Annotated in this window: 14 protein-coding genes; 5 read left to right on the top strand and 9 right to left on the bottom strand. The window is 65.2% G+C overall.

Annotation, left to right across the window (positions count from 1 at the left end):
• Window positions 1-6: 6 nt before the first annotated feature.
• The 4 genes from A8G00_RS00290 to A8G00_RS00275 all read left to right on the top strand — a co-directional run bounded on the left by A8G00_RS00290 (window position 7) and on the right by A8G00_RS00275 (window position 4949).
• On the top strand, window positions 7-945 hold the full coding sequence (locus tag A8G00_RS00290) for a bifunctional riboflavin kinase/FAD synthetase (RefSeq protein ID WP_044662502.1): 939 nt from the start codon (window positions 7-9) through the stop codon (window positions 943-945).
• A 122-nt stretch (window positions 946-1067) separates the two neighbouring features.
• Window positions 1068-3965, top strand: a complete 2898-nt coding sequence (gene ileS, locus A8G00_RS00285) for an isoleucine--tRNA ligase (protein ID WP_102999671.1) — start codon at window positions 1068-1070, stop codon at window positions 3963-3965.
• 58 nt (window positions 3966-4023) lie between these two features.
• Complete coding sequence (gene lspA / locus A8G00_RS00280) at window positions 4024-4539, top strand: signal peptidase II (protein WP_102999670.1); 516 nt, start codon at window positions 4024-4026, stop codon at window positions 4537-4539.
• A complete protein-coding gene (locus tag A8G00_RS00275; protein ID WP_025550052.1) occupies window positions 4539-4949 on the top strand; it encodes a DUF3035 domain-containing protein in 411 nt (136 codons plus the stop codon). Before lspA ends, A8G00_RS00275 begins: the two co-directional genes overlap by 1 nt.
• Before the next feature lie 16 nt (window positions 4950-4965).
• On the opposite strand, the gene A8G00_RS00270 is transcribed toward A8G00_RS00275, so the two are convergent.
• The 8 genes from A8G00_RS00270 to A8G00_RS00235 form a co-directional block, all read right to left on the bottom strand.
• The gene (locus A8G00_RS00270; protein ID WP_044662499.1) at window positions 4966-5295 is read right to left on the bottom strand and encodes a helix-turn-helix transcriptional regulator; all 330 of its coding nucleotides are present in this window, start codon (window positions 5293-5295) and stop codon (window positions 4966-4968) included.
• The gene (locus tag A8G00_RS00265; protein ID WP_102999800.1) at window positions 5282-5737 is read right to left on the bottom strand and encodes an SRPBCC family protein; all 456 of its coding nucleotides are present in this window, start codon (window positions 5735-5737) and stop codon (window positions 5282-5284) included. The genes A8G00_RS00270 and A8G00_RS00265 overlap by 14 nt, the downstream gene beginning before the upstream one ends.
• A 65-nt stretch (window positions 5738-5802) precedes the next feature.
• The gene (dxs, locus tag A8G00_RS00260) at window positions 5803-7737 is read right to left on the bottom strand and encodes a 1-deoxy-D-xylulose-5-phosphate synthase (protein ID WP_172451711.1); all 1935 of its coding nucleotides are present in this window, start codon (window positions 7735-7737) and stop codon (window positions 5803-5805) included.
• 106 nt (window positions 7738-7843) lie between these two features.
• On the bottom strand, window positions 7844-8314 hold the full coding sequence (locus A8G00_RS00255; protein WP_025550048.1) for a Fur family transcriptional regulator: 471 nt from the start codon (window positions 8312-8314) through the stop codon (window positions 7844-7846).
• A gap of 52 nt (window positions 8315-8366) precedes the next feature.
• On the bottom strand, window positions 8367-8693 hold the full coding sequence (locus tag A8G00_RS00250) for a DUF423 domain-containing protein (RefSeq protein WP_025550047.1): 327 nt from the start codon (window positions 8691-8693) through the stop codon (window positions 8367-8369).
• Window positions 8690-10510 (bottom strand): monovalent cation:proton antiporter-2 (CPA2) family protein, encoded by a 1821-nt coding sequence (locus A8G00_RS00245; RefSeq protein WP_048578048.1) that lies wholly within the window; start codon window positions 10508-10510, stop codon window positions 8690-8692. Before A8G00_RS00245 ends, A8G00_RS00250 begins: the two co-directional genes overlap by 4 nt.
• Complete coding sequence (locus A8G00_RS00240; protein WP_025550045.1) at window positions 10510-10932, bottom strand: iron-sulfur cluster assembly scaffold protein; 423 nt, start codon at window positions 10930-10932, stop codon at window positions 10510-10512. Before A8G00_RS00240 ends, A8G00_RS00245 begins: the two co-directional genes overlap by 1 nt.
• A gap of 118 nt (window positions 10933-11050) precedes the next feature.
• Window positions 11051-13126 (bottom strand): transglycosylase domain-containing protein, encoded by a 2076-nt coding sequence (locus A8G00_RS00235; RefSeq protein WP_102999669.1) that lies wholly within the window; start codon window positions 13124-13126, stop codon window positions 11051-11053.
• 110 nt (window positions 13127-13236) lie between these two features.
• Here A8G00_RS00235 and A8G00_RS00230 point away from each other — a divergent pair, with 110 nt between their 5' ends.
• Window positions 13237-13437 (top strand): hypothetical protein, encoded by a 201-nt coding sequence (locus A8G00_RS00230; RefSeq protein ID WP_025550043.1) that lies wholly within the window; start codon window positions 13237-13239, stop codon window positions 13435-13437.
• A gap of 24 nt (window positions 13438-13461) precedes the next feature.
• Here the strand turns inward: A8G00_RS00230 and A8G00_RS00225 are convergent, their stop codons facing one another.
• A complete protein-coding gene (locus A8G00_RS00225) occupies window positions 13462-14757 on the bottom strand; it encodes an MFS transporter (protein WP_102999668.1) in 1296 nt (431 codons plus the stop codon).
• Window positions 14758-14904 lie beyond the last annotated feature (147 nt).

Raw genomic sequence — 14904 nt, 5'->3', positions numbered from 1 at the left:
CCCCTCATGGAGCGGCTGCACAGCGGCGCCCCGATGCCCGCGCATCTGCGCGGCAGCATCATGGCGCTGGGGAATTTCGACGGATTTCATGCCGGGCATCAGGCCGTGGCCCGCCGGGCCATAGAGCTTGCCCGCGCGCAGGGCAGGCCCGCTGTCATCGCCACATTCGACCCGCATCCGATGCGGCTCTTTCGCCCGGAAACCCCCTGGTTCCGCCTGACCACCCTCGACCAGCGGGAACGCCTCTTCGCCCGCGCGGGCGCCGACGCGATGCTGGTGTTCGATTTCACCCGCGAACTGGCCGCGCTGGACCCGCTCTCCTTCGTTCGCCTGCTGGTCGACTGGGGCGTAGCCGGAGTCGTGACGGGGGAGGATTTCACCTTCGGCAAGGACCGCGCGGGCTCCACCCGGAGCCTTGCGCAACTGGGCGCACCGCTCGGCCTTGCCGCCGAAGCCGTACCCCCGGTCACCGGCGCGGATGGGGAGATCATCTCCTCCACCCGCATCCGCAAGGCGCTCCAGTCCGGCGACTGCGCAACCGCCACCCGCCTGCTGACCCGCCCCTTCGCCATTGAAGGCGTGGTCCAGCATGGCGACAAGCTCGGCCGCACCATCGGCTTTCCAACGGCCAATATCGATCTTGGCCATTATCTGCGCCCGGCCTATGGGATCTACGCCGTGCGCGGGCTGCTGGCCGACGGGCGCGTGCTGGACGGCGCGGCCAATCTTGGCATCCGTCCCAGCTTCGATCCGCCCAAGGAATTGCTGGAGCCACATTTCCTCGACTTCGCCGAAAATCTCTACGACCAGCGGATCGAGGTTCAACTGATCCACTATCTTCGTCCTGAAGCGAAATATGACGGCCTCGACGCGTTGATGGCCGCCATCGCGAAGGATTGCGACGATGCGCGGCAAATCCTTGCGGGAACGCCGCACCTCGCCTAATGCACCGGGCATATTTCTCACCCGTTCGGGCTGAGCCTGTCGAAGCCCTTTTCTTTCCTTGAGGAAGAGCGCGATCGTTCGGCAGGCCGGAACGAACGGATTATTTCACCGCCGGACCCAAAATGACCGATCAGCCTCGCCAAGAAACCCAGGATTACAAGAGCACCGTCTTCCTGCCCGTCACCGACTTTCCGATGAAGGCGGGCCTCGCGCAGAAGGAACCGGCGATCCTGGCCCGCTGGGAAGAAATGGACCTCTACGGCAAGCTGCGGGAGCGGCGGAAGGGCCGCAGGCGCTTCATCCTCCACGACGGCCCGCCCTATGCCAATGGCGACATTCATATGGGCCATGCGATGAACAAGGTGCTGAAGGACATCATCGTCCGCAGCCAGTCGCTGCTGGGCTATGACGCGCCCTATATCCCCGGCTGGGACTGCCACGGCCTTCCCATCGAATGGAAGATCGAGGAGGAATATCGCAAGAAGAAGCAGAACAAGGACGAGGTTCCGGCCCAGGAATTCCGCGCCGAATGCCGCGCCTATGCCGACAGGTGGGTGGGCGTGCAGAAGGAACAGTTCAAGCGCCTTGGCGTCATGGGCGACTGGGACGATCCCTATCTCACCATGAAGTTCGACGCCGAAGCCACCATCGTGGGCGAACTGCTGAAATTCGCGGAAAGCGGCCAGCTCTATCGCGGCGCGAAGCCCGTCATGTGGTCCCCGGTCGAAAAGACCGCGCTGGCCGAGGCGGAGGTCGAATATGAGGACATCGTGTCGACCCAGGTCGACGTGGCGTTCGAGATTGTCGAAGCCCCGAACGCGCCCGAACTGGTCGGCGCGCATGCAGTGATCTGGACGACCACGCCCTGGACGATCCCGGTCAATCAGGCTTTGGCCTATGGCCCCGAAGTCGATTATGTCCTCGTGGAAAGCGACGGCCGCAAATTATTGCTGGCCGAAGCCCTCGTCCCCTCCGTCCTCCTGCGTCATTCCCGCGAAGGCGGGAACCCATCTCCCGACGCCGCCTCCACCGCGACGCCTGAGGCAGAAATCCTCTGGCGCGGCAAAGGCGCCGACCTCGCCGGAGCCGTCGCCCGCCACCCGATGCACGCCCTTGGCGGCTTTTTCGCCAAACCCCGCCCGTTCCTCGCGGGCGATTTCGTCACCACCGACGCGGGCACCGGCCTCGTCCACATGGCCCCCGACCATGGCGAGGACGACTTCGCGCTCTGCAAGGCGAACGGCATCAACCCGGTCTTCGCCGTCGAAAATGACGGCAAATATCGGGAGGACTGGCTCTGGCTGGGCGGTCAAGGCAGCGTCATCAACCCGAAATTCGTCGGCAGGGACGGACCCATCTGCACCGACCTGCGCGAAGCCGGCGGGCTTCTGGCGGCCTCCGATGACTTCAAACACAGCTATCCCCATAGCTGGCGCTCCAAGGCGAAGATCATCTTCCGCTGCACCCCGCAATGGTTCATCCCCATGGACCAGAATCCCTCTCCCCTTGAAGGAGAGGGAAGGGCCCCGCTCGCGCAAGCGGGTGGGAAGGGTGAGGGCGACAACGCCGCCACCCTGCGCGAACTCGCCCTCAACTCCATCGAACACACCCGCTGGGTGCCGGAACGCTCGATCAACCGCATCCGCTCGATGGTGGAGGGCCGCCCGGATTGGGTGATCAGCCGCCAGCGCGCATGGGGCGTCCCGATCGCCCTCTACGTCCATCGCAAGACCGGCGACTATCTGGTTGATAAATCAGTCAATGCCCGCATCCTCGAAGCGTTCAGGGGCGCGGGAGCCGATGCGTGGTTCGGCGCCGATCACCAGGCGCTGCTCGGCCCCGATTACGACCTCAACGACTATGAGGTGGTGAACGACATTCTCGACGTCTGGTTCGACAGCGGCTCGACCCACAGCTTCGTGGTGGAGGGCCGATACGGCGAAGGCGTCCGCGCCGATCTCTATCTGGAAGGCTCCGACCAGCATCGCGGCTGGTTCCAGTCCTCGCTGCTGGAAAGCAGCGGCACGCGCGGCCGCGCGCCCTATGACGCCGTCCTCACCCACGGCTTCGCGCTGGACGGGCAGGGCCGCAAAATGTCGAAGAGCCTCGGCAATGTCGTCGATCCGCTGAAGGTCATTGCCGAAAGCGGCTCCGACATCCTGCGCGTCTGGGTCGCCAGCACCGACTATTTCGACGACGTCCGCATCGGCAAGGAAGTGCTGGCCGGTTCGTCCGACGCCTATCGCAAACTCCGCAACACTTTCCGTTACTTGCTGGGCGCGCTTTCCGACTTTTCCGAAGAGGAAAGGCTGCCCGTCGCTGAAATGCCGGAACTGGAGCGCTACATGCTCCATCTGCTGGCAAGGCTGGACGCCGATCTCCGCAGCGTGGTCGACAAGGCGGCCGGCAGCGAGAACTGGCTGGAATTCAGCCGCTACACCCGCGCACTGATGGATTTCGCGAACAGCGACCTTTCGGCCTTCTTCTTCGACATCCGCAAGGACTGCCTCTATTGCGATGCGAAGTCGGACCCGAAGCGCCGCGCCTACCGCACCGTGCTCGACACGCTGTTCCACGCGCTGGTCCGCTACGCCGCGCCGATCATCCCCTTCACCGCTGAGGAAGTGTGGCAAAGCCGCTATCCAAATGCCGAAGAAAGCGTGCATTTCCTGGAATGGCCGACCGTCGATGCGGCATGGCTCGACCAGAGCCTGGACGACAAATGGGCGGAGATCCGCAACCAGCGCGATCAGGTCAACGAAGCCATCGAGCCTCTTCGCCGCGAAAAGGTCATCCGCTCCAGCCTGGAAGCCGATGTCACCATGGGTGAACTGGTCCCCAGTGACGGTGTGAACTTCGCTGAAATCGCCATCGTCGCCCGCATCGAAATGGGCAAGGGCGACAGCATCGTCGTCAAGCCCAGCGACTGGCACAAATGCGGCCGCTGCTGGCGCCTGCTGCCGGAGGTCGAGGAAGACGGCGCGCTCTGCAACCGCTGCGAAGAGGTTTTGTCGGCGTGAGCATGAAGCGCTTGCCAGTGCACGGGGGGACCAAGTTATGCAGGTTGAGCACTAATTGATGCCAAATTCCGTCCACCATCGCCCTCTGGGCCTGATCGTCGCGACCGTTACGCTCGTGCTCGACCAGCTCGTCAAATATACCGTCACCTATCCCCTCGCGCTGAAAAGCCGGATGGACGACGGCATTGAAATCCTGCCGATCTTCCGCCTGCGCTGGCTGGAAAATCGCGGCGTTTCCATGGGCTTCTTCCACGCTGACACGAACATGATGCGCTGGATACTGGTCGGCATGACCATGCTGATCGCGGGTTTCGTGGCCGTGTGGATGTGGCGCGAAAAGGCGCGTCAGGACGTCGCGGCGCTCGGCCTCGTCCTGGGTGGCGCCATCGGCAACATCATCGACCGCATGCGCCTGGGCTATGTGGTCGACTATGCCGACCTGCATTTCGGGGAGTGGCGGCCTTTCCTGATTTTCAACCTGGCCGATGCAGCCATCACTTTCGGCGTGCTGATCCTGCTTGCGCGGGCGCTTCTGCTGCGCGAGAAGGGCGCAAAGACGGAGTCAATGAACTGATGCGTAAACTGATCCTCGCCGCTGGCCTGATTTCCATGCTGTCCGCTTGCGGCGGTGGCGGCGGCCTTTTCAACCGGTCGCGTCCCGACGAATTTGCCGTTTCGCGCCAGGCTCCGCTCGTGATCCCGCCTGATTTCGCGCTGGTTCCGCCCGCGCCCGGCACGCCTGCCGCCGCGTCGGTCGATTCGAGCAAGGCTGCGATGGACGCCATGTTCGGCGGTCCCGCTGCCCGCAGCCCGGGCGAAAGCGCCACTCTGAACGCGGCCGGCCGCGCCAATGCCGCCGCGGGCATTCGTTCCTCCGCCGGCGATCCGGCGACCGAAGTGGTCGAAAAGGGCGCAACCACCCGCGACATCATCGCCGCCCCTGAAGGTGACGGTCAGGACGCCCGCGCGGCCACTCCGCAATAATCGGAAAAACCGGAATTCAGGGCTGGCTCTCAACGAAATCCTTGAGCCGGCCCAAAGTCCCATCCCATTGACTGCCGACCTTGGCGAGCCAGTCCCTGGCCTCTGCGACACCCTCGGGCCGCAGGCTGAACAGCGCCTCGCGCCCGGCCCTGGTCCGCGTGACGAGTCCGGCGCCAAGCAGCACATCCAGATGCTTGGCCACCGCCTGGCGGCTGATCGGCAATCCATGGCCCAACTGACCGATCGAACGCTCTCCGCCATCGGCAAGCCGCCCGATCATGCCCAGCCGCGTCGCATCTCCCAAGGCCGCGAAAAGTCGGGCTGGGGCAGCGTCAATGCTCGGCATAGTCGCGAATATTCTTCACCTGCTCCGCCCAGCCGCCTTCATTATCCCGCATGACATTGCTTCGCCGGGGTTCGGGAACCTTGTCGAAGCCGCTTTCCGTGACCATCAGCCGGGTGCCCAGGGCGGTCGGCTCCAGCATGAATTCGACCAGCGTCCATTCGGACACCGCCACACCGCTTTCCATCAATTCCTTGTCGCCGCCGGTCGCCGGCCATTCATAAGCGAAGCGCGTCATCGGCTCGATCGCTACGACCCGCGCTTCCCAGCGATAATCCTCATATCCCGGATAGGTCATATATCCGGTCAAAGCCGCCCCCACGGCAAAGGGCTGATCGAGAGCGACCCGGAACCAGCTTCCGAACTTCTCATGATCGATCAGCGCGTCCCACACCCTTTCGACAGGGGCGGCGATCTCGATGGTCTTGGTGATGGAATCAGGCATATAGGCAACCTCCGGATTGCCCATATGCACTCATAACCTCCATCATGCAACCTTTTGGTTGCTTATCATGCCCGGACTTCGGTTCCGATCCCGGCGCTGTTATGACGCAGGGCCGTCAGCACCGTGTCGACTATGGCGCTCGCGTCCAGGCGGGCGTCGGCATATTGCTTTTCCGGCTTGTCCTGATCCTGGAAGATGTCGGGCAGGCGCATGGTGCGCAGCTTGAGACCATTGTCGATCAACCCCTGATCGCTAGCCAATGTCAGCACATGCGCCCCCAGCCCGCCGACCGAGCCTTCCTCTATGGTGACGGAAACCTCATGCGTGGTCAGCAACCTGCGGATCAGCGCTTCGTCCAGCGGCTTGGCGAAGCGCAGGTCCGCCACGGTCGTGGACAGTCCCTTGGCCTCCAGCGTTTCCGCCGCCTTCAGCGCCTCCTCCAGCCGGGTTCCGAGAGACAGGATCGCGACCTGCCGTCCTTCCCGCACGATCCTGCCCTTGCCGATTTCCAGCCTTTCCGGCGTGGCGGGCAGGGCGACGCCCGTGCCGTTGCCGCGCGGGTAGCGCACCGCAATCGGCCCATCGTCGTGCAGGGCGCTGGTGTGGACCATATGGACCAGTTCCGCCTCGTCCGCTGCCGCCATGACGACGAAATTGGGCAGGCTGGCAAGATAGGTCACATCGAAACTGCCCGCATGGGTCGATCCGTCGGCACCGACGAGGCCAGCCCGGTCTATGGCGAAGCGCACCGGCAGATTCTGGATCGCCACGTCATGGACGACCTGATCATAGGCGCGTTGCAGGAAGGTCGAATAGATGGCGCAGAAGGGGCGCATGCCCTGCGCGGCAAGCCCCGCGGCAAAGGTCACGGCATGCTGTTCCGCAATGCCGACGTCGAACGTCCGGTCGGGAAAGGCGGCGCCGAACTTGTCCAGCCCCGTTCCCGACGGCATGGCGGCGGTGATCGCGCATACCGCCGGGTCGCGTTCCGCCTCCGCGATCAGCGCCTGGGCGAAGACGCCGGTATAGCTGGGCGGACCGGGAGGCGCCTTGGCCTGCGCGCCGGTGATGACGTCGAACTTCTGCACGCCATGATATTTGTCCGCCGCCGCCTCCGCCGGGGCATAGCCCTTGCCCTTCTGCGTCACGACATGGACGAGGCATGGCCCCTCCGCCGCGTCGCGGACATTCTCCAGCACCGGGATCAACTGGTCGAGATTATGCCCATCGATGGGGCCGACATAATAGAAGCCCAGTTCCTCGAACAGCGTGCCGCCCATCGCCATGCCGCGCGCGAACTCGTCGGTCTTGCGCGCCGCATTGTGAAGGGGGCGGGGCAGCCGCCGCGCCAGCCGCTTGGCAAGGTCGCGCAGGCCAAGGAACTCCCGGCTCGACACCAGCCGCGCCAGATAGGCCGACAGCCCGCCGACCGGCGGCGCGATCGACATGTCGTTGTCGTTCAGGATCACGATCAGCCGGTTTCCGGCCTCCCGCGCATTGTTCATCGCCTCATAGGCCATGCCCGCCGACATGGAGCCGTCGCCAATGACGGCGATCGCCTTGCCGGGCTGACCCTTCATCCTGTTCGCCACGGCAAAGCCGAGAGCCGCGCTGATCGAGGTCGAGCTATGCGCCGCGCCAAAGGGATCGAACTCGCTCTCCGCCCGCTTGGTGAAGCCGCTGAGGCCGCCGCCCTGACGCAGCGTGCGGATGCGGTCGCGCCGTCCGGTCAGGATCTTGTGCGGATAGCATTGATGGCCGACGTCCCAGACCAGCCTGTCGTTCGGCGTATCGAACACATAATGGATGGCGGTCGTCAGTTCCACCACGCCCAGGCCGGAACCCAGATGACCGCCGGTCACGCCGACGGCGGAAATCACCTCCTGCCGCAGCTCGTCGGCCAGTTGCCGAAGCTGGCCCGGTTGCAGCTTGCGCAGGTCCGCCGGCCAGACGACCTGGTCGAGCAGCGGGGTGGAAGGACGATCGTTCATGAAAGACATAGACTCCCGAACGCAGGAAGTTCCCTGCTTGCCGCATTTTCCGAGTCAGCAGATCGCATCCGCTTCGAAAATGCTCTGGGCCGTTCCGGGCGAAAGCGCAACGCCATCACGCGGCGCATTTGGCGCAGATGCCCAATATCTCGATGACGGGGCGATCCGGCTGAAAACCCTCGCCCCGGGCCACTGCGCGGACCTTGTCGGTCACCTTGTCGTCGTCGACATGCGTCGCCTGCCTGCAGCGGGTGCATACCAGGAAGATGCAGTCGTGATGGCAGCCCGGATGCACATTGGCGATATAGGCATTGGCGCTTTCCACCCGCATCGCGATGTTGTTGTTCACGAACAGGTCGAGGATGCGATAGACGCTGTTGGGCGCCACCCGCTTGCCCCGCGCCTTGGACACGCTGTCGGCTATGTCATAGGCGGATGCGGGGGTTTCCTCCGCCGCCAGCGCATCGAAAATGGCCGCGCGCATCGGCGTCCATTGTTCCTGGCTCGCCTCCAGCGTGGCGCGGGCGGCATCCGCGAGACTGTCGCTCGACGGTTCGTGATGGTCGTGATGATGATGGTCGGCCATGGGTTCAATCTAAGCCTGGGTTAATGCGGGGGCAAGTGGCGGGCGCGGTCTGTCAGCCGCGCCAGTAGATCCACGCCGCCCATATCCAGCCGGCGATCATCAGCGTCCCTCCGACGGGCGTGACCGCGCCCAGCCATTTGGGAGCGCCCAGGGCCATGGCGTAGAGGGTGAAGGCGAAGATCGCCGCTCCGCCAAGATGCAGCGCCGCCGGACCCCGCGCCACTCCCATGATGGCGAGCGCGCCCACCGCATGGACGAGCTGATAGAGCCCGCCGGTGCGCAGCCACTCCGCCGCCTGCGGGCTGGCCGCGCCATGCGCGCCGAAGGCGCCCGCCGCTATCGCCACGGCCGCCGATAATGCAGCCAGAACCGCGATCATGCCTCTTCCTCCCCATCGCCGCGCGCCAGCAGGCGCATTTGCCTGCCGGGCCGATACATCAGCTCCTTCGCCGCCATCAGATTGCCATGCTCCATCTGGAGCGCCATGCGCTGTTCGTCATTGCGGCGATATTGACGCTCCACTTCCTCGACCTCTTCCGGCGGAACGCCAAGTGCCTGCATCGCCAGAACGCCCATGCAGATGGCGGATTCGAACACTTCGCGCACGACGCCGGCCAGATCCATGTCCTTGAGCGCCAGCAACTGCCGCCGGTCGAAGGCGCGTACCACCAGCGCCGCCTGCGGAAAAGCCTCGGCTATCGGTTCCAGCACCCGCCCGTCGAGCGAAGGATCGTCGATGCAGAAGGCGATCAGCCGCGCCTCTTCCGCGCCAGAACGGCGCAGCAGGTCGATGCGCGTGCCGTCGCCATAATAGACCTTCATGTCGAAGCGGCTGGACACTTCGATCTGCGACGGCTTCTTGTCGATCAGCACGACGCCGAAGCCATGGCCCATCAGCATCTGCGCGACGGTCTGCCCGAAACGGCCATAGCCGACGATGATCGCCGTGCCGCGCGGCGCCTCCTCGGGCGTGGGCAGGTCCGGCTTCGCCTTGGGCCTGGCGAATTCCAGCTTGCGCGCGAACAGCATCAGGAAGGGCGTTGTCGCCATGGAGAAGGTGACGATGGCGCTGAACAGGCTGGCGGCCTGGGGAGCGATCAGCAGGGCGCTCTGCGCCTGCGCGAACAGCACGAAGCCGAATTCGCCCCCCTGGCTCAGCAGCAGGCCGGAGCCGATGGCCTGATTCCATTCCATGCCGAACAATCGGGCAAGGCCGGTGATCAGCGCCGCCTTGGTCAGCACCAGTATCGCCGCCATGCCGATGACGAACAGCGGATTGGCGGCCACCGCATGCAGGTCCAGCACCATGCCGACCGCCAGGAAGAACAGGCCGAGCAGGATCGAGCGGAAGGGTTCGACATCCGCCTCTATCTCATGGCGATAGGGCGAATCGGCCAGCATCACGCCCGCCACGAAGGCGCCGAGGGCGGTCGAAAGGTGCAGCGCGTGCATCAGCGCGGCCGCCGCCAGCACGGTGAACAGGCCGACGACGACGAACAGCTCCCGCTCCCCCAGCCGCCCGACCAGATGGAGCAGGGGGCGCAGGATGAAGCGGCCCGTCAGGACCAGCCCGGCGATGGCGGCCACCGTATAGCCCGCCATCAGCCATCCCGGCGGACCGGCCGCATCGGCCGGGTTGCGGGACAGCGCGGCGACGATGGTGATCAGCGGGACGATGGAAAGATCCTGGAACAGCAGGATCGAGAACACCTTTTCACCGAAGGGCGAATTGATCCGGCCGCTGCTCTTGAGGCCGGGCAGCACCTGCGCCGTGGAGGAAAGCGCCAGCGGCAGCCCCAGCGCAATGGCCGCCCCCCAGGTGAAGCCGGTCGTGTAGAAGATGATCGCCGTCAGCGCGCATCCGCACAGCACCACCTGCGCCATGCCGAGCGCGAAGATGTCGCGCTTCAGCCGCCAGAGCCGGGCCGGATGCAGTTCGAGGCCCACCAGAAACAGCAGCAGCACGATGCCGATCTCGGCTATGGCGAGCTTCGATTCCGCTCCGCCGACAAGCCTCAGGCCCTGCGGACCCACAAGTGCGCCCGCGACCAGATAGCCCAGCACGGCGCCCAGCCCAAGGCGACGGAACAGCATGACGAACAGCACTGCCGCGCCCAGCAGGATCACGCCCTCCGACAACAATATATCGGTGGCGGAAACAGGTACCGCAGCAGTTGGCCCAGTCTGCCCCTGCATCAGGCGTCGGCCATGCGCGCGGCTTCGGCAATGGCTTCGAAGCCCAGCCGGATGGAGGCGTGGCGGGCCGGATAATCGCGGGCGGGCGCGAGTACGGCCAGCCCCGGCCAGAAATCCAGCTCATCGCTTTCCCCCGCCAGATAGGCGGTCAGCCGGTCCCGCGCCTCCGCCAGTTCGCCGGCGGTGAGGCCGATCGCCTGCGCGGCCATCAGCGCCGCGGAGGCCTGCCCCAGCGCGCAGGCCTTCACGTCCAGCCCCATATCGGCCAGCCGGCCATCTTCCATCCTGACGTCGGCGGTCACGCGCGACCCGCAAGTGGGCGAGCGCTTCTCGACGCTGGCCTGCGCGTCGGGCAGCCGCTTGTGATGGGGTATGTTCGCGGCCAGCCGCAAAATGTCCTTGTTGTAGAGGGGGGCGCTCATTCCGATCCATGTAGGGCAGGATGCGTTCAGGAGAAAGGGCGGAAGGGGTCTTGCATGGCGCCGGCGGGAAAATATTGCATGTGGCGGCGCAGGCAGGCGCGCATCCATTCCGCCGCCGTCAGGGCTGTTGATCGGTGGTCCCGGGACTGGCCGGAACGATCACGCGCGGCGGCGGCGCGCCCGGCTGCGGTCCGGGCACGCCGGGCGGCGGCCCCTGCGGCTGGTCGATGGGCAGGCGAAGCTGGCCGCCGCCGATATTCACCGTCACCCCCTCCGTATCCAGGCCCACGCTCATATTGCCGAGCCCGGCCTCCGTCGCGACATTGGCTATGGCGTTGACCAAATCGCTGTCCCTGCTTTCCTCCGGCGCATCCTCGACCGGCTCGTTGATCGCGCCCGCCATGAAGGTCCGCCAGATGCGGGCGGGCACGCCGCCGCCCGCCGCGCCGCCGGGCAGGGGCGTATTATCGTCATTGCCGATCCACACCGCCGTCACCAGCCCGCCCGCATAGCCGACGAAGATCGCGTCGCGGCTGTCCTGCGTCGTCCCCGTCTTGCCGAAGGTGCTGGTGCGAAGCGCGGCCGCGCTGCCGGTGCCGCGATTGGCGGCGGAGGACAGGAGGTCGCGGATCATCTCCAACTGGTCGTCGCTGAAATGCTTCTGGCGGCTCATCAGCCGGTCGAACCAGCCCTGCTCCTCCGGCGGCAGGCCGTGCGCCAGCACCGGATAGGCGCCCGCCGCCACCGCCGCATAGGCCTCCGTCAGTTCGACGAGCGGTATTTCCGACGTGCCGAGCGCCAGGCTCAAATCCTCCGTCAAGGGGGCCGTCACGCCCAGATCGCGCGCCACCTTGATGACATTGTCGACGCCCACCTTCTGCGTCAGCCGTACCGCGGCAACATTGCTGGACGCGGCGAAGGCCTGCCGCAATGTGATCCGCCCGCGATATTTGCCGCCATGATTGGCCGGGCGATAGCTGCCCGTGGTGATCGGCGTGTCCTCGATGAAGTCGTCGGGCGTCATGCCGGCCCGGAAGGCGGCAAGATAGACGAACAGCTTGAAGGTGGAACCCGGTTGCCGCTTCGCCTGGACGGCGCGGTTGAAGGCGCTCTCGCCGTAATTCCTGCCGCCGACCATCGCGACCACGCTGCCATCGGGCTTCATCGCGACCAGGGCGGCCTGCGCCTTGCCCAGCGGGGCGCGGCGGATCGCAGCCTCCGCCAGCCGCTGGATGCGCCAGTCGAGCGTGGTGGCCACATTCTGCGCGCCATAGACCGCGCCGGCCCTGTCCCGCGCTTGCGGCAGCACCCAGTCCGCAAAATAGGTGCCGCTGGTCGGATCGGGCGCTTCATGCACGTTGAGCCGCGCCGGGGGCAGGGCGTCGCGTTCCGCCTTGGTGATGTAGCCTGCCTCGACCATCGCCTGCGTCACCAGGGCGGCGCGGTCGCGCGCGCCCTTCAAATTGGCGGTCGGCGCTAGGCGGGATGGCGCCTTCAGCAACCCCGCCAGCATCGCCGCCTGGGGGATGGTCAACCGTTCCGGCTGGCGGTTGAAATAGTGCAGGGACGCGGCCCGCAGGCCATAGACATTGTCCCCGAAATAGACGTTGGACAGATAGCGCTCCAATATCTGGTCCTTGGTCAGCCATGCCTCCAGCCAGAAGGCGATCAGCGCCTCCCGCGCCTTGCGCCCGAAGGTCCGGTCGCTGGAGAGGAACACGCCCTTGGCAAGCTGCTGCGTGATCGTGCTGCCGCCCTGGGAGGAGCCGCTGGACCAGAGATTATGCCAGGCCGCCCGCGCTATGCCTCGTGGATCGACGCCCCAATGGTCATAGAATCGCCGGTCCTCGAACGCCATGAAGGCCTGCGGCACATGCTTGGGCAGGGCCGCGACGGTGACGGGCTTGTCGATGATCGCGCCGCGCCGCGCGATCAGATGGCCGTCCGCCGACATCAGGCTGATGCTGGGGGGCGCGATGGGCTTCAGGGATCGGGACATGGGCGCCGTCACCGCGAGCCAGGCGATGAGGATCATCAACAGCGCCAGCAGCGCCGCGACCACCCATCCGGCTATCTGCACCCGGCGCTTCCATGGCCGCGGCGGCGCGAAGGCGCTGGGCGGTCCGGCGCCGAAGGCGCGGGGCAGGGCGTCAGGGTCGGAAAGGGGCAGGGGATCTTTCATCGCTTCGGTCATGCTGTGTTATTTGCCTGACACCGGTCAAGCGTGTCCCGTCCCGGGACAATCGGGGGTTAACTTTAAATCGCGATATTCCAAAAGGTAAAGAATCTCTTAACCTGTGCGTCATGAGAAGCAGACCTCTAGTCCTGACGAGCGAGTCGGCGCGCCATCCGTTTCGCCAGCGGTTGCCGCGCCATGTCCTGCGCGTCGTCGAACCGGCCCCCGCCGCGCGCGAACGCCCGCCGGTTTCCGACGACAATGACTGGAAACTGTTTGTGCTGAGCTTCGGTGCCTTCTTCACGGCCTTCTACAGCTTTATCTTTTAATCGCTTCTTATCAGCCACGCACCGTCAATCGCATGCCTTGTGCAGCGTCCAGGCGATCCACGCGCAGGGCAGGCACAGCGCCGCCACCAGCAGCAACTGGTTCACCACGGAAAGGCCCGCGATGCTGAGGCTGATGGTCAGCAGCGATCCCAGCACCATCGCCCCTGAATTGACGATATTGTTCGCCGCGACGGTGCGTGCCGCCTCGCACTTCTCGACCGTCGTGGTGAGGAAGGCGTAGAGCGGCACCACGAACATCCCGCCGAAGGTCGCCACGCAGAGCAGGCAGAGCGACAGCGGGATCGCCAGCGGGTGATAGAGGAATCCCGCCAGCGAGAGCATCTTTCCATCCGATCCCGCCATCCAGAGGTCGCAAACGATGTGGAAGGCGACGATGCTGATCCCCATGCCGATGACGGAGGCGGGCGCATATCGGGCCGACACATGGCCGCTCAGCAACCGGTTGATCGCCACCGACCCGATGGCGATGCCGATGGAAAAAATGCCCAGGAACAGGCTGGCGACGGATTTGTCGGCGCTCAGCACATTCTTGACCAGCGGCGGGAACTGGATGAACAGCACCGTGCCGACCGCCCAGAAAAAGCTGATCGCCATGATGGCGAGGTAGAGCCGCCGGATGTGCATCGTTCCCCGCACCAGCGCGATCGAGGATCGGATGATGTGGAAATCGATCGGTTGCCGCTCCAGCAGCGACGGCGCGGTGGGCACGTTGCGCCCCGCCAGCCAGCCTATCACCGCCGTCAGGATGATGCAGACCGCCGCCGCCTGCACGGGGATGATCCCGGCCAATATGGTCCCGGCAAGGATGGCGATATAGGTTCCGGCCTCGACCAGGCCGGTTCCGCCCAGCACTTCCTCGTCATGCAGGTGCTGGGGAAGGATCGCATATTTGATCGGCCCGAAGAAGGTCGAATGCACCCCCATGGCGAACAGCGCGACCAGCAGCAGTGGAATGGCGAGCAGATGGACCGCGATCCCGCTCCAGATCAGCGCCAGCCCGGCCGCGCCGACCGCCATGATGACGATTTCGGCGGCCTTGACGATGCGGATGATCGCCGCCTTGTCCCGCTGGTCGGCCAGCTGGCCCGACAGGGCGGACATCAGGAAGAAGGGCAGGATGAAGACGCCGGTCGCCAGCGCGCTGAACCAGGTTTCCGACTTCTCGTCATTATAGACGGTATAGACGACGAACAGCACCATCGCGTTCTTGAACAGATTGTCGTTGAAGGCGCCAAGGAGCTGAGTGATGAAAAGCGGCAGAAAACGTCGCTTGTTGAGGAGCCTTAGAGAGGCTTGCATGGGCGAGGGGGTCTTCTTCGCTGTGGATGAGCGTGGCGGGGTCTAGCGATAGAAGACGGGTCAGCACAACCCCTCTGCGCGAAACCTTGCCGTCCGTCCTCTCCCATGTTGCGCATCCGCTTGTGCGCCGGCCCCGACTGTGGCAGT

This window comes from Sphingobium sp. SA916, from assembly GCF_002894065.1.
GTDB classification, from domain to species: Bacteria; Pseudomonadota; Alphaproteobacteria; order Sphingomonadales; family Sphingomonadaceae; genus Sphingobium; species Sphingobium fuliginis.
This window is presented reverse-complemented; position numbering and strand designations above follow the sequence as displayed.